Below are 19,405 nucleotides of genomic sequence, written 5' to 3'. Positions count from 1 at the left end.
TCCCAAGGCTTGCCAGAAGGAGAAAGCAGTTTGGTTTTGCTCGCTTGGTCGCGCGTGGGATAAGGGTGAATTTATTTACCGAAGGTGACATTGATCCCGGCGAAGAGGGTGAATTGCGCAAGGCCCTCACCTTTTCGGTCCACGGTCCATTGGGGCTCCACAAAAGCGTTAAGAATATTGCTCCCGGATTTCCACGCCTTGCCAACGCCGAATCCGATGGGAATGTAATGGGTGTTGTTTTTTAGATCGAACGTCCAGGTGCCTGTGGAGCGCAGGTACCAGCCTTTGGGAAGATTGTGAATGATGAAGGGCTGGAACGTTGCGCTCTCCACATGCTGACGGTCGCTGTCACCTGCAAAGGAGCTTTGATATTGAACCAAGGCACCCAGAAGACCTCTGGGTGATGAATCTATTGCAACTGCTGCAAGGCCAGCCTGCCATTTGCCCGTACCCAATTCATCGTGAGCAGCTGTGGGCGCTGTAATTTGTGGCCCGATACCCAACTGAACGCCCTCTGTTTTCAACAGGAAGATATCGAACAGATTCAAGTCGCCTATGCCAGTGGAGTATCCGCCGTGAGGATCCGGGCGTGTACTGATAGGCAACGTGGCTCTCAGTAGTTGCGGTACTCCAATAAAATCGTTCGGGGCAACTGGCAACGTCCCACGCAGTAACGTGTCATTGGTATGGATATTAGTGTCGTATAGCTGGGGCGTGTAATAGTCCTGGATATTAAGACCGGGAGCTAGGTTCAAGGGATTATTACTTTTATTGGCGGTGTCCGCATTATCTGCAACGCTGGTTTGCATAAACGCAAGAGACAGAGCCACTGTCAGAATATTACGAAAATAAATTATTTCCATATTTAAGGATTCTCGTCCGATACTACTTTTCGAGCAAAGAGCTCCAAGGATGTACGAACGGTAGCAGCAAATGACTAAAGCACAATAAACCAGACGGGGATTGAACGTTTGTAGTCAGCTGTTGACTCTCCTGACAGATCAAAACATAGCGTTAAGCGCTTGAATTTTCAGTCTGCAGGACGCTGCCTAGGGCGTAAATCTGTATTGCTCGTCGCGGCTTGCGGCATCGGCGCAACCTTGGGTTCAGCGGGCATTAAGGGCGCAGACAGGTATCCTTACGCTGCAAAAAGAGCTGGCAGGCCGCAATCGATTAATTGCGGCATCTCAGTGAGTTATGCTCAGTGTCTGTCATGCCGTGTTCACTGAACTAACTTGATACTTGTGGCAGTAGGTTGATCGATAAGCTTGTTAGGGTTTGGGCTGACTGTATACGAAACTCGCTGTTCGGGGGAGAGTGCGTTATCGGCGACCGGGCCAGCAATCAATGTTCCGTCGCTGTCGTCGGGTAAAATAAAGCAAACGCCGTTTTTAATAACTTTTACAGTTCCTGTGGGCATTTTTTATACCTCAAGTTATCTTATGCCTGAGCGTTTATCGTGAGATGACTTGAGCTGAATCACAACTGAGAGAAATGACAGGTTGAGGTTCCGTCGATCGGGAAATACAAACAGCGAGCGGTTCTACGTTCAACACAGGGCTCAGCTGAGTTTGGGTGTTTTTTGTCTGGAAAAAACTGTGCCCATTTTGCTTGTGAAGGCAAGTTTGAAACCATCACTCGACCCATCAATGCCGACGTAAATGGGTTGGCAGAGACAGCTGTGGTAATCAAGCAATCATCGCCATCACAAGGCTCTCATCCTTGTTCCAGCGGGCGCCAATCATGTCGTCCCGCCCCTGTTGTTCAATGATTCTGCCGCCTTTGGAGAGCTCGTTCATAGGCCATTCCAAAGGGTGTTCAGCTACATCCAGGGCCGCAATAGTCTTGACAGATCTCCCTCATTTTATTTAAGGTCAATTTAATCAATAATAACCACACTAAATGAAAGTCATTTACACTTGGAGGACGTTGCAAACGTTAAGCCGTATATCACGTGCCTATCAAACATTCATGTTCACCTGGGTATGTGCTCAGGTCATAAAGTGTGGGTGTGCAGAAGCAAGGAAAACTGAACGCGTTTGTGAACGCAGTGTACTGGCAGGTTGGCGATGACTGTCGCATGAGTGGTTTTTCTGGTTGAAGTGGGTAGATAGTTAGTAAGTGGAAGGTCTGAAAAATATTAGGTCAATACTTGGAAATGGTGGCGATTATCATTTGCCTGGGTTGAACCTGTTTTTTGTCGTTGCTGATTTTAATGTCTAACGTGGTTTTGGATCGGCTTTTGCGTTAAAAATACAGTGCTTTAAGTGACTGGTTTCATTAAGGAAGGTGTATGCATTGCTGTAAGGCTAGAGCGTCAAAGTGTGAACTTTATGGGACGTGTGAGTGTGATGGATCAATTGAGTCTTCGCTGATTGAAATGCTAAAAGGGTTGAAGGCTGAAATAAGTGCTGCCAGTGACAGGCTTAAACTCGATGAACTTTATGGTAGGGCGTCAGGTTATATCGAGGCGTTGTATGATGCTGGACTGCTTGAGGGTAATGAAGCGGCTGATTATCTTGAGGGTGTTATTGCCCTGTATCGCCAGGTGGCTTTCTTTTTGGTTTAAGTTTTTAGTGGGTGCAAGGTGAATGTGTGAGCAAGGAAATTAAAAAAAATAATTTAAAGCCGGTGTGTTTTGTTGTGTGTTGTGTTTTTTTCTTTCTTGTTTTCAATTGGAATCAATCGTTGTGACTGCCTTGTCTTGGGGGCGGGCAAAGAGAGATTCATAAGTAAAAATGACGTTGTACTGGCTAAGTACTTTCGGTGCTGATTCTGGCAGAGTATCGTGAATTGCTCAGGGCAAGTTAACTGGCGATCATATCACCGCTGCGTCCTACGTCTTTTGCAAGAGCCCCGATAACGGGCCCGTACCCATTGACAATAATTGGCGCGAGAACCAAATCCGACCGTGGGCGTTGGGTCGCAAAAACTGGCTCTTTGCAGGTTCGCTGCGCAGCGGCAAACGGGCGGCGGCGATCATGAGCTTGATCCAGTCGGCGCGGCTCAACGGGCATGATCCGTATGCTTATCTCAAAGATGTGCTGACGCGGCTGCTACTGGGGTTGCCGGAGCAGCGGGTCGGCTCATCGCTAATGTGACGAGACGTACATAGATGGTGTGGACGGCGCAGGCAGTGCGTAAGTCGCCTTCATCCATTCGATCTCTGCCTGGGGCGTGCGCCCAAAGAAACGTTTGAATTCGCGGCTGAATTGCGAGGCGCTTTCGTAGCCTACATTGAACGCCGCCGTCGAAGCGGTCATAGCGTTGCGTAGCATCAGTAATCGCGCCTGGTGCAAGCGCGTCGACTTCAGGTATTGCATCGGCGACGAGTCCGTCACGCTGCGAAAGTGCAGATGAAAATTGGGCACGCTCATGCTCGCTTCTTGGGCAAGGGACACCACATCCAGGCGCTCCTGGTAGCAACTATGGATCTTGCGGATCGCACGAGTGACCTTACCAAAGTGACCCTGGCGATTGAGCGCGGCGCGCATCGAGCCCCCTTGCTCGCCGGTTAGGATGCGGTAGTAGATCTCCCGCACCAGCGACGGCCCAAGTATTTGCGCTTCGCCCGGACTGCTCATCGCCTCAAGAAAGCGTAGCGTCGAGGCGCGCAGCAAATCGTCCATTGGCGAGGCATACATGCCCTTGGGCTGGGCATCACTTGGCCCGAGAGCTTCATCCATTTGCAGTATCAAATCGCTGGCCATTTGTAAGTCGAGGCGCATGTAGACCGCCAGCATTGGCTGCGCCTCGCTGGCATCGGTCTCCATGGTGAAAGGAACTGGGACGGACACCACTAGATAGTGCTGGGCGTCATAAACGTATACGTCATCGCCCAGATAGCCACGTTTGCGCCCTTGGCACAGGATCACGATACCCGGGTCATACAGCACCGGAGTGCGAGTCAGTGGCCGATTCGAACGCAAAAAGCGGATATCCTCTAGCGCGCTGAGGTTGTAGCCCTCGACCGGCGCGAGGGTTTCCATCAAATGCACCATGCGCGAGGTGCGTGAGTCGGCCCGATTCATTGATGTCCCCTCTGCTGGCCGCTCAACCGTCGGTGGTAAGGGTCAGCGCTTCCCATTGATCAATCTCCCTGGCCGTGCGATTCAGCTTGTCACGGACCAGCCCCAGCGCGTCACTGCCCAATAATAAGTGTACCGGTGGTATCGGGCTGGCAATAACCTGCAGCATCGCTTGCGCCGCTTTTCGCGGGTCGCCAAGTTGTTTGCCGCTCTTTTCTTCCCGGGCCTTACGTACCGGGTCGAAACTGGCGTCATAGTCAGCAATGCTTCGTGGGGTGCGCTGCATCGAACGACCGGCCCAGTCAGTGCGAAACGAGCCAGGTGCCACGGCGGTCACGAAGATGTTGAAAGGTAGCAGTTCTTTGCTCAGCGTATCGGAGATACCTTCGAGAGCAAACTTGCTCCCGCAGTAGTACGCGATGCCCGGCATCGTGATGGTGCCGCCCATAGAAGTGATATTAAGAATATGACCCGTGCGACGCTTGCGAAAATAAGGCACGAAAGCTTTGGTCACCGCTACCGCGCCGAACACGTTGACGTCGAATTGGCGACGCATTTCCTCCAGCGGCGACTCTTCAAAGATGCCCTCATGACCGTAGCCGGCGTTGTTGACCAACACGTCGACTGGGCCGTGGGTTGCTTCAATAGCAGCTACTACGCTGTCGATCCGGGCGAAGTCAGTGATATCCAGAATCACCCCATGAGCATGATCCACGGAGAGCGCCTGAAAGGCGCGCAAGGCGGCTTCACTACGCACGGTACCTATGACACGGTGGCCCGCTGCAAGAGCTTCTTGCGCCAGCGCGTTGCCGAAGCCACTGCTCACCCCCGTGATGAATATAGTTTTTCTGCTGTTCATGGCGACTTCCAATAAGTAGGGACGAGGCCATGGTATCTATCGAAAACTCGGTCACCTATGCCGGTTTGTCTTAGAGCATTGCCTATTCCTATCAGAAGTTAAATGCCAAGAGACCAAATCAGAAATGGGTTACGGATGTGACGGAGTTTCGGGGCGGCGGGCAGAAACTTTACCTCTCACCGATACTTGATCTCTACAACGGCGAAATCATCGCTTTCAAGACAGCCAGGCGCCGTCGTCATGGAGGATGGAGGGATGAGTGTCCCCGCTGGCGCCTGAGAGGGCCTAATTCTGTTACTTACACCGTGTTAACCGACTAGGCCTGCGATCCTGTTCATGTGATTGGTTAGTCTGGTGGCATCAACGACAAGGGGCCTTGGCCAGACGCTTACGCAGGCCTAAGCGCTAAGCTTGCCTGAAGCCGTCATACACCATCATGCGTACCGCTTTGTAATGCGCTTGCTCAACGAGCTGTGAGCATTACAAAGCGGTGGCGATAATTAATAAGCGCTTAATTATGAGGTCTAAGCACCTTCGAACTTGAAGGCGGGTGCTGTTTTGAATTGACTCGATACTTCCCCTGAATAGATCGTGCTTTGATTGGGACCTAGATCCAGCTTCTTGACCACTCCTGTGGTTTTTGAAAAATCCAGTTTTTTGAGATCCACCCAAAAAGTGTTGGGCGTTATAGCCGATTCAAAAAAGTAGAGACCCTGCTTGTGATCAATCACCGAGCGCCAGCGCGTTGAAGATATATTTGGTTCCCCTGGTGTTGTGATGCCATAGGGTACAGACACGTTGCGAATAACACTGAACACACTGGCTAATGACAGGCGTGGATCCTGTGATTGAGGAACAGCGTTCACGTAGAAGGATGCACGAGCGAATCGATCAGCCGAACGATTGGTGCCAGGCAACATGACTGTTCCGCCAATGGATTGCCAGTAGGCGTTCATCGCCAGCTGGTCCGCGAAAGCAGGGGAGTTTGTCATCACTTGGTAAGTGCGATTGTGGTGAATGACTTGCTTGCCATCAATGTATTCAATGATAGCGCTATCACCAGAGGCATCCGACATTGATAGATGCAGTGTGGCGAGACGACTCTCGCCCGGCACCGCTGCAGTCACGACATTAAAAGGTTCAGTTTTCAGAACCTCTACGGCTTCAGTCACCGTGCTGAAATTATCAAGTACATACTGAGCCCATGCCGCAATACTCAAGCCGGGCTTGCCCTTTGTGAGGGGTGGGTATTCTGATTCAACGAGCCACAGTAAATTCGCAGAAAGCCCTGCTTCGTTTACGCCGTCTGTTGTTGAGATATCGTAACCGGTGGCAATGACACTGCCGTATTTGGACGTCCATTTAACGGAGTTTGTGCCCACTTCTCCATTGCGTTGCATACCTTGAGGGAAAACCCACAGGTTGGTCCCCACATCAGATTTCCAGTCCATGGACCGGGCGGTGATCACATTCTGATTGTCACCCAGGTAAACCAACCGTGTGCAGGCATGTGCCAGCTGTGCAGAAGTCAGTAGGCCTGTCAAAGCCAACGTCATAACTTTCAGATGCTGTTTTTTCATTCCCTTGCTCCTTTATCAGGCGTTAAAAACGTATGGACACACCCAGTACAGGCCCGCGCTGAGTGACATCGTATTTGAACGTCTTGCCTGTAAAATCCTTAGTTCGATAGTCTTGCGCCAACACACGATAACCCAGACGAATTAATGTCGGATGCTCCATCAGATATAGCCTGTACCCGAGATAAGCCTGCCCGTTATAAGTTTTTTTGGAGGACGTATCGAACCCTCCCGTGTCGACAGCGCCAGACAAGGTCCATCTATCATTTAAATCAACTTGGCTGCGCAGTCCCACAAAAGGGTCAGTCCAATGGGTTTTTTTATGGGTGCTGAAACCCAGAGAGTCCACATCGACCGTGGTGGTTAGTTTTGTCCAGCGTACCCCGAGCATGGGTTCCACGCGCCACGTTCGAGGTTCATTAAAAACGGTGGTTCCCCCCAATTCGTACTGGTAGGCACGGTAGTAAGCGCCCGCCGCGAAAGTTGTTTGCGTGATTTCGAGGCCAACTTTGCGGCCTAAGACTCTATCGGACTGGCTGGTCTTGGCGTAAACCCCATCGATGAAAAAACCGACTGTACGATTGGTGACTTCAACATTGCCCATGAAAACAGAGTCCAGATTATGAAGGATCTCGTTTGCACTGAGGTCTGCCTGGGTATGCACCCCACCGAGTTCTACGTTCCCCTTCATCGATGGCCCCCACGCAAATGGACTCACCAACACTAACCACTGGCTATTTTCAGGGTTTGAATCAAGTGACTTTTCACTGGCATTGGCCGTTTGCAAAACACTTAACAAGGTGAACGCTGACGCCATTACTTTAACTAATGACGCTATAGCGGTTGAGGGTGCTGACATTGATGAAGTCATCCTGACCAATACGCGATAAATAACAAACTCGATTTAGCCTAGACGATAGCGTCAACGGGTTCATGCTCCATTGCGATTTATTGGCGAACCCGTCACAGGATTTGCATTAGCCGGAGTAATGTTCAGAGGTTTTCCCCATTCGTGCGCCGGCTGTTGGCTCGCATTCAAGCCACGATAGGAATCAGCGGATCCGCTGCTGCCCACGCTGCTTCGCGACTGGCCGCTGGCGGGTATATCCAAACTGTGTTGATCTGCGTTTTGAGCGCCTTGGCTTCTGGGCCAGTCAATAAGACCTGACGATCCCAGCCCTCGGTATACACTGCTCCCCAGCCGCCCAGATCCAGACAAGTAACGTACTTGGGCTGACGGTACATAATCGGTTCTTCACCCAACATGTGTGCGGCGACGTTATGGCCTGCGTGGCGGCCCAAAACGATGGCATGCTGACAAGTCATCAATGCGTGGTTGCCAAGGTCATCGGTGGCGGCATAAGCAACATCGCCAGTCGCAAAAATATCCGGCTGACCCATTACTTGAAGGTTGCCGTCCACATGTAAGCGGCCAAGGGAGTCGCGCTCGCCAGGGATTTGGCCAGTTAATGAGCTGGCCCGTACTCCGGTTGTCCAGATTACGGTGTTGGCTTCAATGCGCTGGCCGTCACTGAGTGTCACGCCGTGCTCATCAACGGCCACCACGGTTGTCTGTAAGCGCCATTTTACGCCCAGCGCTTCGCAGGCCTGAGCAATCGACTGAGCGATTTCAGTGCCTAACGAGGCGCCAACTTTCGATCCACGGTCGACAATTATGACTTCGACTTCGGCGTTTTCACCCAAAACTGCACGCAGGCGAGCTGGCATTTCGGTCGCGGTTTCAATCCCGGTGAATCCACCACCCGCCACCACGACGGTATTGCGGGCTTTGCTCTCTGGCAAATCAACCAGGCGCAGGAGGTGTTGCTCCAGTCGCATGGCTTGCTCAATCTGGTCCACGTCAAAGGCGTATTGCGTAACACCCGGCGCATCGGGCAGCGCGAGCCGACTGCCAGTCGCCAGTACCAGCTTGTCGTAGGCAAGCGTCTTCATGGCCCCCAAAGCATCATGGTAAGCGACCGTTTTATGCTCAACATCAATGCGTTCAGCTGTGCCTGTGATGAAGTTGACGCCCACTGCATTCAATAGCTCGCCAATAGGCGCAAACAATTGATGTGCATTCGGCTCATAAAAACGGGGTCGTATGCGCAGCTCCGGCTGTGGCGCCAGCACACTCACTTCGACATCGTGACAGTCATGAAGGCTGAGTAACCGAGTGGCGCTTAACGCCGCCCACAATCCGCCAAAGCCCGCACCAAGAATCAAAATCTGCTTTTTCATGTGTTACTCCAGGCCGTAACCCGTGGATGTGTGAGGGCGCCTCGCATGGGGAGGACGCACGAGTTGCTGGCGCAAGGCAGTGGTGAAAAGCATTTGTCCTTCACGCCAATGAACGGCGACTATATTGGTCGTAGTTGTTCGGCGCAAGCGTTTTCCTGTGCTGCTGAGGTAGGGCGCCACGAAATTCGCACCTGATAAGGCGCAAGTGCGCGGCCAAATGGCCTTGAAGCGCTGATGGAAAATTTGATCCTTTTACGAATCGCAGCTAGTATTTGCGACTAAATTAGTCGGAGATTCCCATGTCCTTTTACAGCGCTGGGGTTGAGTACGGAATTCACTGCCTGATATTTCTGGTAGGGGATCGGGGCGAGAGTCGAGAGGCAAGCGTGCGAGACCTTGCTGAGTTGCAAGGGGTGCCGCTGGATTATCTGGCGAAGATATTCACAAAGCTGGCCAAGTCCACGCTCGTCGTTGCCACTGAAGGTGTTCGCGGGGGATTTAAATTGGCCCGGCCTGCCGACGAAATCAGCTTGTTGGACATCGTCAATGCCATCGACGGGCAGAAGATGATTTTTGACTGCAAGGAAATTCGCGGTCGCTGTGCACTGTTCGAGGGGGCTGCGCCTGATTGGGCGCTAGAGGGGCATTGCTCGGTTCACGCGGCCATGTTGACCGCGCAAAAACGCATGGAAGAAGCCTTGGCCCAACAAACGATTCTGGATCTGGCCAGAAAGGTTGGGCGCAAATCACCCTCTGATTTTCCAGCTCAAGTGGATCAGTGGATTAGCCAGCGCCGAGAGAAGAAAGTCAGCGCTCAGGCTTCCAGCGGCCGACATATCCCGCTATGCGATGTCACGGACTGAGCCTTTACGGACAGGGATTTTTTCATTTGCTTGGCGGGCAGAGCGCATCAGTGGAGTGTTTTCACCCGACGATGTTCGCCAATCCTGATTCTATCCAGTGCTCGATTCAACGCATCCAGGGCGTCGAGCAACGCTTTAGCCTCAGCTTCTCTGCCGTCCCCCCAAAGGCGCTCTGCCATCGTGTTCAAGGCCTGGATTGATCGTTCTATATCCGCAGCTGTCGCGGGACCAGACTTTTCAGGTGGTTGTTTCGGCATGGTCAAAACGTCTTGTCCGAGATGTTAGAGATGTTCATAAATCGCCACCGCGTTACATGGCACTCATTGATTATTGGCCACATGCTATCGCAGTGGGCGCAGATGCTCTTGGGGTTTTTCGTGTTGATGCCTGCAGGCATTGAATATTGAATGCCAGAGTGACTCGATGGGTCACCAGGGGGCTCGCAAAAAACGGGTGCCCCCAAGGCGACTGGTCTGGGCCGGCCCAGCAGGGACGTTCAGCGCCTGAAGGCCCAGCCTCAGAAGGCTAATCTCAAGCCTTGGCTATTTCCGGCGTCAGCAACCATTCAGCACTGTCATTCCAGACGTCCATGTGGGTGATTTTGCCTTCACGCACTTCAAAGCGATCCAGATAGCGGTTGCCAGAGAAGCTACGGCCATCCGACCACTCGCCGTACAGCGTTCCGTTGGAATACACCACAGTGTGGTCGCCGCGGTCCATCCAGTCGAAATTCCCCAAGGCTTTTTTGACCCAGGCGTAGCGTGAGCCATTGAACGCAGTGATGGCCTGAGGGTCGGGCATGGATCGTCCGCCGGTGAACGTGATTTTCACGTTGTCACTCATGAAGGTCGCTGCTCGAACGGGATCCGGGGCCATGGAAGCCTCAAGAAAGTTGCTAACAATTTCTACATCTTTATTGATTTCTGGCATGGCTATTACTCCTGATGGGGTAGGGGAGGCCTTCATGAAAATGCCTCGGTATAGTGCGGTCTGCCTTCAAATGGCGCGTAAAAAGACAGAAATTGCCGCAAACACTGTTGTTTAAAGCCTGGCGGTGACTGGCATCCTACTTGCTAGCAATAATTATGCAACTGCTAGCAATCATGAGGATTAACCATGGCAATCCGGCTTTTAAACCTGCAGCGTCTGCTGTTTCCCGTGGCTGCGGCAGTCACGCTCAACCTGGCGATGTTCAGTGGCGCGCAAGCGGCTGAGCCGCCGATCAAAGTCGGTCTGGTGGCAGCACTGTCCGGTCAGTCGGCCAAATCCGGTGAGGCCCTGACACGGGGTTTGACCATGGCCATCAATGAGGTCAACGCCAGTGGCGGCGTGCTCGGACGTCCGTTGGAACTGGTGCGCCGCGATGACGAAAGTAACCCGTCCAAAGGCATGCTCGCTGCACGCGAACTGATCCAGCGCGAAAAAGTCGCGGTTCTGTTCGGTGGCCTTGATACGCCGGTTTCGCTGGCCATCGTGCCGCTGGCTAATCAGATGAAAGTGCCGTTCATGGGCATTTGGGCTGCGGGTACGAAAATTACCGAGAACGGCGCTGCCGATAATTACGTGTTCCGGGTTTCAGCTGTAGATGAGCGGGTGGATGAGGCGCTGGTGAAATACGGCGTCGATAACGGCATGAAGAAGCCGGGGATGATTCTGATCAATAACCCTTGGGGCGAGTCCAACGAGGCGGGCTTCAAGCGCGCACTGGACAAACGTGGCCTGAGCAATGCCGGTGTCGAGCGGATCCAGGACAGCGACCTTGATGTGGTACCGCAATTGACCCGGTTGAAAAACGCCGGGGCCGATACCTTGCTGATGGTCGGTAACGTCGGGCCTTCGGCCCAAGTCGTCAAATCACTGGATCGAATGGGCTGGGATGTACCCGTGGTCTCGCACTGGGGGCCGGCCGGCGGTCGTTTTGGCGAGCTGGCGGGGCCGAACGCCTCTCGCGTGCATTTCATTCAAACCTACGTCTTCACCGAGCACAACGGTGCCAAGGGCGATGCTCTGCTGGCCGCGCTGAAAACGGCCTACCCACAGATCAAGACGCTGGCGGATGTCACGCCGGCTGTAGGCATTGCCAACGCGTATGACGCCCTGCATCTCACGGCTCAAGCCATAGAAAAAGCCGGCAGTACTGACGGTAAGGCCATACGCGACGGGTATTACGCGATCAACGAGTACGACGGTTTGATCAAGCACTACAAGCAACCGTTTAGCGCATCCGTCCATGACGCGCTGGGGCCTGATGACTATCAGTTCACTCACGTGGTCAACGACCAGATAGTGCCGCTCAAGCCTGAGGAGTAAGCCATGCTCACCGCCGCCATTGTTACAGGCCTTGGCCTGGGCAGCATGTACGCGTTGCTGGCGTTGGGGTTTCACCTGACTTACGTCGTTTCGCGCACCGTCAACTTTGCCCAGGGCAGTGCCATGATGGTCGGCGCCGTGCTGGGTTACACCTTTTGCATAACGTGGGGCTGGTCATTGTGGTTGGCCTTGCCGCTGACCCTGTTGCTCTGTGCCTTGTATGGCTTGGTGATTGAACGCTGGCTGGTTCGACCCTTTCATAGTCGCGGGTCGCAGGCGTGGCTGATGGCAACGGTGGCGGGCGGCATTTTGGTGGATAACCTGGCGCTCTTTACCTTCGGCAAGGAGCCACGCCAATTTGAAAGCAGCCTGCTGAATCTGAATGTCGATGTGTTTGGCAGCAGCGTTGGCGCACTGCAAGTACTGATCCCCTTGGTCGGTGCCGCGATTGCCCTGGCGCTGTATCTGGTCAGGCGCTACACACGGCTGGGCAAAGTGCTTGAAGCCTGCGTGCAAAACCCCCGCGCGGCGATGTTGATGGGGATCAACGTCAACCGTGTAGTCGCCATCGCCTTTGCAGTCTCCACCGTATTCGCCGGGGTGGCGGGTTTGCTGATTGCGCCGTTGTTCAGCGTGAACGCAGAAATGGGCATGCTGTTCGGCCTCAAAGCGTTTGCAGTGGCCATTCTGGGAGGCATCAGCAGCGCGGGCGGTGTGTTCGCCGCAGGGCTGTTGTTTGGTCTGACTGAAGCGCTCATTACGTTGTATTTCGGATCCGCATTCACTCAGATATTGACGTTTTCTTTGGTCATCCTTGCGCTGGCTATTCGTCCCAATGGTCTGTTCGGCAGTCAAGCAGTGGTGAAAGTATGAAAGAGCTCAACACCCTGGCGGCTCCTGTCTTTCTTGCACTGCTTACCGTTGCCTGTTGCGTGATGGCGTTCACGCTGGACAGCTACTCACTGCTGGTTTTCACCCTGTGCGCTCTGGTGACGGTGGTCGGTGTGGGTCTCAATGTCTTGATTGGCTTGAGTGGCCAGATTTCCTTCGGTCATATCGCTTTTTACGCGATTGGGGCCTATATCACGGCCTTACTGACCCTGGCGGGCTGGCCGCTGTGGTTAGCCCTGCCAATTGCGGGTGCGGTTGCAGGGCTGGTTGGTGCGCTGCTGGCGATTCCCGCCCTTCGGGTCAGCGGCCCGTACCTGGCGATGATCACCATTGCCTTTGCCTTTGTGGTTCATCACGGTTTGATTGAGTGGCGGGACGTGACAGGTGGCTCCAACGGTCTGATGGGCATCCCGCTGCCGGAAGTTGCCGGTCTTGATCCCGCCGTGTTGCTGGCACTGCTGGCTACGGCGCTGATGATCGGTGCGCTGCTGTTTTATCAGCGCCTGTACCGCAGCAGTTGGGGCAAGGCGATGCGGGCCGTTAAAGCCTCGGAAATTGCTGCCCGTTCACTGGGTTTCAATCCGGTGATCAGTAAAACCCTGGCGTTTGCCTTGTCTGCCGCATTGACCGGGTTGGCGGGCGGCTTGCTCGCGCCCTTGCTGATGTTCATCAATCCTGAGTCGTTTCCTTTCTCTCAGTCCATTTTGTTTGTGCTGGCGGTGATCGTGGGAGGCAGCGGCATGCTGTTCGGGCCGCTCATTGGCGCACTGCTGATTGTGCTGGTACCGGAACTGCTGTCGGATTTTGCCGAATACCGCCTGCTGATGTTTTCCGTGCTTTTGCTATTAGTGCTTTGGGGCGCACCCAACGGCCTGCTGGGTGCCGTCGCTCGACGCTGGATCAAACCGACCCGGTTGCTGGCGCCCACACACATCAATCAGGAGCGCATCGCCGCTCACTTGCGTAGTCGTGGCGTGTCCTCAGGCTTGCGGGTCACTGACATAGGTATTCGCTTCGGCGGTGTGCAGGCTGCGCAACACGTCAGTCTGTTTGCGCCTGCCGGTAGCATTACCAGCATCATTGGCCCGAACGGTGCGGGTAAAACCACGGTTCTCAATATGATCAGCGGTTTTTATGCCCCGGACAGCGGCCAGATTGAACTGCAACAGCCGCTGGCGGGTTTGTCGTCCTGGAAAAGTGCCCGAGCTGGCATCGCCCGTACGTATCAGACCACCTTGCTGTTCGGTGAGATGACGGTCCTGGATAACCTTCTGGTTGCGATGCAGAAGGGGCGTCTGGGCCTGCCGTTCAGTCTTGCGACGGATGAGCAGCGAAGTCTGGCGCTGGATTTGCTGGCATTGGTGGGGTATCGCGGCGAAGTCAATATTGCGGCTGAGGATCTGCCCCATGTGGATCGCCGGCTGGTGGAAATTGCCCGCGCATTGGCCACGGCCCCAGCCGTTTTGCTACTCGACGAACCGGCAGCGGGGCTGAGCCGTCGCGATACCGATGCGCTGGCCGTGCTGCTGCGCAAACTGGCGGGCTTTGGTCTGACGGTGATTTTGGTCGAGCACGACATGGCGCTGGTGATGTCGGTGTCTGAGTCTTTGTTGGTACTCGACGCCGGCAAGCCTATTGCGTCGGGTTCGCCTGCAGCAATTCGTCAAAATCCGCAGGTCATCGCGGCGTATCTGGGCGGTACCGAGTATCAGGCCACGCCTCGTGAGCAGCTGTGGGATGGCAGCCGCGATGCGCGTCTGTACGTTAAGGATCTGGTCATCGACTATGGTGCGGCGGCGGTGGTGGACAAGGTCAACCTGCTGGTCAATCCCGGCGAACTGGTGGCCATTCTCGGCGCAAACGGCGCGGGTAAATCGAGCATCCTGCAGTGTCTGGCAGGCCTGCATCGCGCCAGCAGCGGCAGCATCCTGCTGGACAACGAAAACATCGAGCAGGCCGACGCCAGCACAGTAGCGGCCAAGGGGCTGGCGCTGGTCCCGGAAGGTCGTCAGGTATTCCCGTATCTGAGCGTGCGCGATAACTTGTTGCTCGGCGGGTATTCACGGCGCGAAACCTTCGATGCCGACGCTGAAATCGAGGCCATCCTCAAGCGCTTCCCGCGGCTTCGCGACCGTATCAACAACCCGGCCGGGCTGCTTTCTGGAGGTGAACAACAGATGGTTGCGGTGGGCCGCGGCCTGATGGCCAAGCCAAAAATCCTGCTACTGGATGAACCCTCTCTGGGCTTGTCGCCTGCCATGATCGGTGAGCTGTATGACGCACTGGCCGTACTGCGTGACGAAGGTGTGACCATACTGCTGGTGGACCAAATGGCCAACCTGGCACTTCAAGTGGCGGACCGTGCGTATGTGCTGGACACCGGCACTATTGTCAAAGCCGCCAGCTGTGCCGCGCTGCGCGATGATAAAGCGCTGGCTGCTGCTTATCTGGGTGAAGGGGCCATTGCATGAACGCGTTGAAAATCATTAATGCACGGTTGGGAAGCGATAACCGCGAGGCTGAGCTGTATGTCGAGAACGGTCACTTCGTTGCCCGCTTCAGTGCCCACGTAAACCATTGGCAAACCCTGGACTTGCGTGGCCAGCTCTTGATGCCGGGCCTGGTCGAAACCCACATTCATCTGGACAAGGCCTGCATCATGCATCGCTGTCATCTGCATGAAGGCACGTTGGCCGAAGCGGTGGCTCAAACCCGAGCAGCGAAAGCCGAGTTTACCGAGGACGATGTGTACCGGCGCGGTGCTCAAGTCCTCGACAAAGCAATCGTTCAAGGCACCACGCACATGCGTACCCATGTTGAGCTGGACCCGCAGGTTGGCTTGACCGGCTTCAATGCCGTGCGCCGTTTGCAAGCCGATTATGCCTGGGCCATCAGCCTGGAAATCTGTGTATTTCCCCAAGAGGGGTTGCTGAATAATCCGGGTACTGAGGCGCTGTTGTGCCAGGCACTGGACAGTGGCGCAACCGTACTCGGTGGCTGCCCCTACATGGACAGTGACCCGAACGGGCAGATCCAGCGCTTGTTCGAGCTGGCGGTGCGCTATGACTGTGACCTGGATTTTCATCTGGATTTCGACCTCAACCCCGAAGGCATGACCGTCATGGAAGTGGCTCGCTGTACGCAGGAGTACGGCTGGGGATCGCGCGTCACCATCGGCCACGCGACCAAGTTATCAGCCTTGCCCATAGAGCCACTGACGGCGCTGGGCCTGCACCTGGCGAAAGTGGGCGTGCAGGTGACCTGCCTGCCCAGTACCGATTTGTTCTTGATGGGTCGTGAGGCGTTCCACAACAAACCCAGAGGGCTGGCGCCACTGGCACACTTGAGCGCGTGCGGTGTGACCTGTTCGGTCTCCACCAACAACATTGGCAACCCGTTTACGCCCTATGGTGATGCTTCATTGGTCCGTCAGGCCAATCTGTTCGCCAACGTCAGTCAAATGGGTACGCCGGCGCAGTTGCTGCAATGCCTGGCGTGGGTGTCAAGCGAGGCCGCCCGTATGTTGCGGTTGGCCGATTACGGCCTGCTGCCCGGCTGTCGCGCCGATTTCATCGTGTTCGACGCGCCTTCGCCCGCGGCGGTCATTGCCGAAATAAGCGCACCGTTGATGGGCTTCAAAGGCGGTAGGCAGACGTTCAGTCGCCCGGCGGGGCAACTGATGAAACCGACGCCAGCAGGTTAATCAGTCAGCGCCTGCTTGAGGTTGAACTCTTCAGGCGCACTTTCTTCCAGTGCTAACTGGCTTTCAAGTTCCTCAAGGTGTTCGAGCATGACCGCTACGGCTTTTGCGTGATCGCCGTTCTCCAGTGCGGTAATGATCTCCTGATGCTCATCTGAAGCACAGGAGGGCACATCATTACGTTGATACAGCGCCACGATCAATGAACTGCGAACCATCAGATTGGCCAGGATGTCACTGAGCACGGCATTACCACTGATCTCGCCCAGCAGCAGGTGAAACTCGCTCAGTTCGCGGACGATGGCACGTCGATCTGTGTCGCTCGTGGCTTTGCGTTCGTTGTTCATGTGACTGGCGATGCGCTGGCGATGTTTACGCATGGCTGCAGGGGTGATGGCTTCGACGATTGCCCGCTCAATCGCTCGGCGGGCGCTGAAAATATCGCGTGCTTCCTTTGCCGTCGGTTGGGCCACCATGGCGCCGCGATTGGCTTCGATGGTGACCACTTTTTGCATCGCCAGACGCTGTAACGCTACTTGCACGTGATTGCGGTTGGCGTGCAGGGTCTCGACAATCTGCGCTTCGATCAACCGTGTGCCAGGCGGCAGGCGATGCTGGGCGATCGCCTTGAATAGCGCATCAACGATACGTTGCACCTCAAGCTGTTTGGCGGTGACAGTGTTCAAGCCCATCCTTTCCTCTGTTGTCCAGACGCCTCATGCCGCACCACAAACCTGTGGAGGGTGGACGATCGGCGGCATTATCCGCCAGCAGCCAGAGCCCGGCAAATGCCTGCTTCCAGCGATCAGTGTGGCTGAGCGAGGGCTGTGCCTTCACCCCGCGGGTCATGCATGGCGCTGCGTTGGTTATTGGCATCAATGGCGATGATCCCGGCGTGGCCGGTCATCGGGCTGAGGGCAGGGATGATTTCCACCTCATGGCCCAGCGTTGCAAGGCCTTCAATGGTCGAGGCGCCCATGTCGCTTTCCAGTTTCAGATTGTCAGTGCTGTCGAAAAAGCTGCGGCCCAGCAGAAAACGCGGGGTTTGCAGGGCCCGATCAATGGGTTGCTGGTAGTCGATCAACTGGGTCGCCAGCACCATCTGGGTTTGCGGTTGACCATCGCCCCCTTGGGTGCCGAAGAACCAGCGTCGGCCATCATCTGCCAGGTAGCAGGACGGGTTGAGGGTATGGGCCGGACGCTTGCCCGGTGCCCAGGCGTTAACGTGCTCCGAGTTGGGGTTGAACCCGGCTGCGCGGTTCTGCCACAGCACGCCGGTGTCACCGAGAATGCAGCCTGATCCAAAGTCATGAAACAGACTTTGGATCAGGCAGGCCGTGCGGCCCTGGGCATCCGTCGCAGCCATCCATACCGTATCGGCGGGGCGGCCCGGCTCGTTCCACGGTGCAGCCTGCTGGTCATCGATGGCGTCGGCATAGGCTTGAGTCTGCGGGTTCTCCAGAGTGGCCGCAAAATTCCAGGGCCTGCTCAGTGGATCGCACAACTGAGCATTGCGCCGCAACAGCCCTTGCTTGATGGCTTCGACCAGCGAGTGATAGTAGCGCGCGCTGCCGTTGTCGATGTGCGCAAGCGGTTTGTGTTGCAGCGCGGCCATGGCTTGCAACGTGTATAAGCCCTGGCTGGGTGGCGCGACATTGTAGAGTCGGCCTTCGCGGTAACGTACCGAAAGGGGAGCGACTTCGAGCGCGCGGGTCGCGGCCAGATCAGCAGCGGTCAAACCGCAACCGAGGCGATCAAAAGCGGCCCCGAAAGCCTGGGCCAGTTCGCCGTGGTAAAAATCGTCGACGCCGTTTTTCGCCAGATGCTGCAGGGTATTGGCCAGCTCTGGCTGGCGCAGGGTGTCGCCTTCGCGCAGCCAGCGCCCTTCGGTCTTGCACAGACGATGCAGGTCCGGTAATTGCTCAATCAGTGGCTGGCGCAGGGTTTGCCAGAACAGCTGCGATTGCGAAACCTTGGCGCCTGCCTGCGCCACGTACGCGGCGTCGGTTAACAGATCGGCCCAGCCCAGTCTGGAGCCCCACTCATGGCGACTGATGTTCGCTGCGCTCTTCCAACTCGCCATTGCGCCCGCCGTGCTGGCAACCGAAGCTGGCCCGCGCAAGGTGATGGTTGCACCCTCAGGCAAACACTGCCCGGCCTGACCAATCCCCACGATGGTGCGCACCTTGCTGTCGTGGAGCATCCATAGGGCATCGCCGCCCAAGCCGGTCATGTGCGGGAAAACCGCTGCAAGCATGGCGCTGGCTGCCAGCATCGCGTCGATGGCTGTTCCGCCCGCGTCGAGAATTCGCATGCCTGCGGCGCTTGCATCAGCATGGGGGGTACAGATCACGGCACGACTGGAGGTAGCGATCATGGTTAAAGACTCACTCTTTGCTAGCTATCGGTATGTTGATTGTTAGCAGAGCAAGATGTGTGCCTTTCAGGTGTGGCAGTCTTAGGCAGAGGAATTGCTATACCTGAGAAACAGGTGAGGAGCCTGCACCTTGATGTCTGTGCAACCGGCCGAGCGCCTTGCCATTCGGGAGAGGGGTTTGCAGATCTTGCACCAGGCAGTAACCACAGTTGCGCACGGACCTGAATAGGCGTTCGCCAAAGGCATCTTTGAATTTAAGTTGCAGGCGGCTCAAGCACATCTCCAGGCCGCTATAACGGTGTATGTCTTTGTCGATACCCAGAATGAGCTGCTGTTTACTGCAAATTCTTGAGTGGCTGTGCATCAGCGTTTTGATCAGCAGGGATTCGGTCGAGGTCAGGTGAATGCAGATGTGCGTTGTACGCAGTTCTCGGGCGGTAAAATCGAATACCCAATGTTCAGGTCGTGTGCTTAATGCGGTGTCCATATTTCAGCGCTTCCCTGCGTGAAGAGTTATTGGGTGAAGACCTGTACCGTGAATGACGGCATCAGGCGTGCT

At 55.3% G+C, this 19,405-nt stretch carries 17 protein-coding genes and 2 pseudogenes; 8 read left to right on the top strand and 11 right to left on the bottom strand.

What is annotated here, in order from left to right; translation table 11 throughout:
* Nucleotides 1-71: 71 nt before the first annotated feature.
* Complete coding sequence (locus tag EQV93_RS07195; protein WP_208727523.1) at nt 72-809, bottom strand: hypothetical protein; 738 nt, start codon at nt 807-809, stop codon at nt 72-74.
* A gap of 1,484 nt (nt 810-2,293) precedes the next feature.
* Here EQV93_RS07195 and EQV93_RS07190 point away from each other — a divergent pair.
* Nucleotides 2,294-2,569, top strand: a complete 276-nt coding sequence (locus tag EQV93_RS07190; RefSeq protein WP_146386249.1) for a hypothetical protein — start codon at nt 2,294-2,296, stop codon at nt 2,567-2,569.
* A 289-nt stretch (nt 2,570-2,858) separates the two neighbouring features.
* A pseudogene (locus EQV93_RS07185) lies at nt 2,859-3,101 on the top strand (transposase domain-containing protein); the annotation flags it as partial.
* Here the strand turns inward: EQV93_RS07185 and EQV93_RS07180 are convergent.
* Both EQV93_RS07180 and EQV93_RS07175 read right to left on the bottom strand, forming a co-directional pair.
* Nucleotides 3,093-4,031, bottom strand: coding sequence for an AraC family transcriptional regulator (locus tag EQV93_RS07180; protein WP_003403454.1), 939 nt, complete (start codon nt 4,029-4,031; stop codon nt 3,093-3,095). The pseudogene EQV93_RS07185 and the gene EQV93_RS07180 overlap by 9 nt on opposite strands.
* Before the next feature lie 22 nt (nt 4,032-4,053).
* Nucleotides 4,054-4,887, bottom strand: a complete 834-nt coding sequence (locus tag EQV93_RS07175) for an oxidoreductase (RefSeq protein WP_240891241.1) — start codon at nt 4,885-4,887, stop codon at nt 4,054-4,056.
* 104 nt (nt 4,888-4,991) lie between these two features.
* Between EQV93_RS07175 and EQV93_RS07170 the strand changes: the two are divergent.
* Nucleotides 4,992-5,120, top strand: a pseudogene (locus EQV93_RS07170) (DDE-type integrase/transposase/recombinase); the annotation flags it as partial.
* Nucleotides 5,121-5,411: 291 nt separating this feature from the next.
* On the opposite strand, the gene EQV93_RS07165 reads toward EQV93_RS07170, so the two are convergent.
* From EQV93_RS07165 to EQV93_RS07155, 3 genes are all read right to left on the bottom strand, one after another.
* The gene (locus EQV93_RS07165) at nt 5,412-6,467 is read right to left on the bottom strand and encodes a linear amide C-N hydrolase (protein WP_240891240.1); all 1,056 of its coding nucleotides are present in this window, start codon (nt 6,465-6,467) and stop codon (nt 5,412-5,414) included.
* A 22-nt stretch (nt 6,468-6,489) separates the two neighbouring features.
* On the bottom strand, nt 6,490-7,323 hold the full coding sequence (locus EQV93_RS07160) for a hypothetical protein (RefSeq protein ID WP_233609185.1): 834 nt from the start codon (nt 7,321-7,323) through the stop codon (nt 6,490-6,492).
* A gap of 176 nt (nt 7,324-7,499) precedes the next feature.
* Nucleotides 7,500-8,705: an NAD(P)/FAD-dependent oxidoreductase gene (locus EQV93_RS07155; RefSeq protein ID WP_240891239.1), complete on the bottom strand. Its 1,206-nt coding sequence runs from the start codon at nt 8,703-8,705 to the stop codon at nt 7,500-7,502.
* A gap of 299 nt (nt 8,706-9,004) precedes the next feature.
* On the opposite strand from EQV93_RS07155, the gene EQV93_RS07150 reads away from it, so the two are divergent.
* Complete coding sequence (locus EQV93_RS07150) at nt 9,005-9,568, top strand: RrF2 family transcriptional regulator (protein WP_122782663.1); 564 nt, start codon at nt 9,005-9,007, stop codon at nt 9,566-9,568.
* 47 nt (nt 9,569-9,615) lie between these two features.
* Here EQV93_RS07150 and EQV93_RS07145 read toward each other — a convergent pair whose 3' ends face one another.
* The gene (locus EQV93_RS07145) at nt 9,616-9,825 is read right to left on the bottom strand and encodes a hypothetical protein (RefSeq protein WP_122782758.1); all 210 of its coding nucleotides are present in this window, start codon (nt 9,823-9,825) and stop codon (nt 9,616-9,618) included.
* A gap of 274 nt (nt 9,826-10,099) precedes the next feature.
* Nucleotides 10,100-10,498 (bottom strand): nuclear transport factor 2 family protein, encoded by a 399-nt coding sequence (locus tag EQV93_RS07140; protein ID WP_122782664.1) that lies wholly within the window; start codon nt 10,496-10,498, stop codon nt 10,100-10,102.
* A gap of 186 nt (nt 10,499-10,684) precedes the next feature.
* Between EQV93_RS07140 and EQV93_RS07135 the strand changes: the two genes are divergently transcribed.
* The 4 genes from EQV93_RS07135 to EQV93_RS07120 are packed head-to-tail and all read left to right on the top strand — an operon-like array spanning nt 10,685 to nt 16,472.
* Nucleotides 10,685-11,878, top strand: coding sequence for an ABC transporter substrate-binding protein (locus tag EQV93_RS07135; RefSeq protein ID WP_122782665.1), 1,194 nt, complete (start codon nt 10,685-10,687; stop codon nt 11,876-11,878).
* 3 nt (nt 11,879-11,881) lie between these two features.
* Entirely contained in the window at nt 11,882-12,751 is an 870-nt protein-coding gene (locus EQV93_RS07130; protein WP_146427322.1) for a branched-chain amino acid ABC transporter permease, read from the top strand.
* Nucleotides 12,748-15,240: a branched-chain amino acid ABC transporter ATP-binding protein/permease gene (locus EQV93_RS07125; RefSeq protein ID WP_240891238.1), complete on the top strand. Its 2,493-nt coding sequence runs from the start codon at nt 12,748-12,750 to the stop codon at nt 15,238-15,240. The genes EQV93_RS07130 and EQV93_RS07125 overlap by 4 nt, the downstream gene beginning before the upstream one ends.
* Nucleotides 15,237-16,472, top strand: a complete 1,236-nt coding sequence (locus tag EQV93_RS07120) for an amidohydrolase family protein (protein WP_240891237.1) — start codon at nt 15,237-15,239, stop codon at nt 16,470-16,472. The genes EQV93_RS07125 and EQV93_RS07120 overlap by 4 nt, the downstream gene beginning before the upstream one ends.
* Here the strand turns inward: EQV93_RS07120 and EQV93_RS07115 are convergent.
* The 3 genes from EQV93_RS07115 to EQV93_RS07105 all read right to left on the bottom strand — a co-directional run bounded on the left by EQV93_RS07115 (nt 16,469) and on the right by EQV93_RS07105 (nt 19,333).
* A complete protein-coding gene (locus EQV93_RS07115; protein WP_122782669.1) occupies nt 16,469-17,161 on the bottom strand; it encodes a GntR family transcriptional regulator in 693 nt (230 codons plus the stop codon). The genes EQV93_RS07120 and EQV93_RS07115 overlap by 4 nt on opposite strands.
* Before the next feature lie 113 nt (nt 17,162-17,274).
* Nucleotides 17,275-18,846: a gamma-glutamyltransferase family protein gene (locus EQV93_RS07110; protein WP_240891236.1), complete on the bottom strand. Its 1,572-nt coding sequence runs from the start codon at nt 18,844-18,846 to the stop codon at nt 17,275-17,277.
* A gap of 97 nt (nt 18,847-18,943) precedes the next feature.
* On the bottom strand, nt 18,944-19,333 hold the full coding sequence (locus EQV93_RS07105; RefSeq protein WP_146427316.1) for a winged helix-turn-helix domain-containing protein: 390 nt from the start codon (nt 19,331-19,333) through the stop codon (nt 18,944-18,946).
* Nucleotides 19,334-19,405: the final 72 nt, after the last annotated feature.

Source organism: Pseudomonas sp. TMW22091 (genome assembly GCF_022496705.1).
GTDB classification, from domain to species: Bacteria; Pseudomonadota; Gammaproteobacteria; order Pseudomonadales; family Pseudomonadaceae; genus Aquipseudomonas; species Aquipseudomonas saxonica.
This window is presented reverse-complemented; position numbering and strand designations above follow the sequence as displayed.

Bases quoted from the DNA above. Each gene is read 5' to 3' on its own strand.
- EQV93_RS07195 (WP_208727523.1), bottom strand. From the start codon at position 809: ATGCAAACCAGCGTTGCAGATAATGCGGACACCGCCAATAAAAGTAAT.
- EQV93_RS07190 (WP_146386249.1), top strand. From the start codon at position 2,294: ATGCATTGCTGTAAGGCTAGAGCGTCAAAGTGTGAACTTTATGGGACG.
- EQV93_RS07180 (WP_003403454.1), bottom strand. From the start codon at position 4,031: ATGAATCGGGCCGACTCACGCACCTCGCGCATGGTGCATTTGATGGAA.
- EQV93_RS07175 (WP_240891241.1), bottom strand. From the start codon at position 4,887: ATGAACAGCAGAAAAACTATATTCATCACGGGGGTGAGCAGTGGCTTC.
- EQV93_RS07165 (WP_240891240.1), bottom strand. From the start codon at position 6,467: ATGAAAAAACAGCATCTGAAAGTTATGACGTTGGCTTTGACAGGCCTA.
- EQV93_RS07160 (WP_233609185.1), bottom strand. From the start codon at position 7,323: ATGTCAGCACCCTCAACCGCTATAGCGTCATTAGTTAAAGTAATGGCG.
- EQV93_RS07155 (WP_240891239.1), bottom strand. From the start codon at position 8,705: ATGAAAAAGCAGATTTTGATTCTTGGTGCGGGCTTTGGCGGATTGTGG.
- EQV93_RS07150 (WP_122782663.1), top strand. From the start codon at position 9,005: ATGTCCTTTTACAGCGCTGGGGTTGAGTACGGAATTCACTGCCTGATA.
- EQV93_RS07145 (WP_122782758.1), bottom strand. From the start codon at position 9,825: ATGCCGAAACAACCACCTGAAAAGTCTGGTCCCGCGACAGCTGCGGAT.
- EQV93_RS07140 (WP_122782664.1), bottom strand. From the start codon at position 10,498: ATGCCAGAAATCAATAAAGATGTAGAAATTGTTAGCAACTTTCTTGAG.
- EQV93_RS07135 (WP_122782665.1), top strand. From the start codon at position 10,685: ATGGCAATCCGGCTTTTAAACCTGCAGCGTCTGCTGTTTCCCGTGGCT.
- EQV93_RS07130 (WP_146427322.1), top strand. From the start codon at position 11,882: ATGCTCACCGCCGCCATTGTTACAGGCCTTGGCCTGGGCAGCATGTAC.
- EQV93_RS07125 (WP_240891238.1), top strand. From the start codon at position 12,748: ATGAAAGAGCTCAACACCCTGGCGGCTCCTGTCTTTCTTGCACTGCTT.
- EQV93_RS07120 (WP_240891237.1), top strand. From the start codon at position 15,237: ATGAACGCGTTGAAAATCATTAATGCACGGTTGGGAAGCGATAACCGC.
- EQV93_RS07115 (WP_122782669.1), bottom strand. From the start codon at position 17,161: ATGGGCTTGAACACTGTCACCGCCAAACAGCTTGAGGTGCAACGTATC.
- EQV93_RS07110 (WP_240891236.1), bottom strand. From the start codon at position 18,846: ATGATCGCTACCTCCAGTCGTGCCGTGATCTGTACCCCCCATGCTGAT.
- EQV93_RS07105 (WP_146427316.1), bottom strand. From the start codon at position 19,333: ATGGACACCGCATTAAGCACACGACCTGAACATTGGGTATTCGATTTT.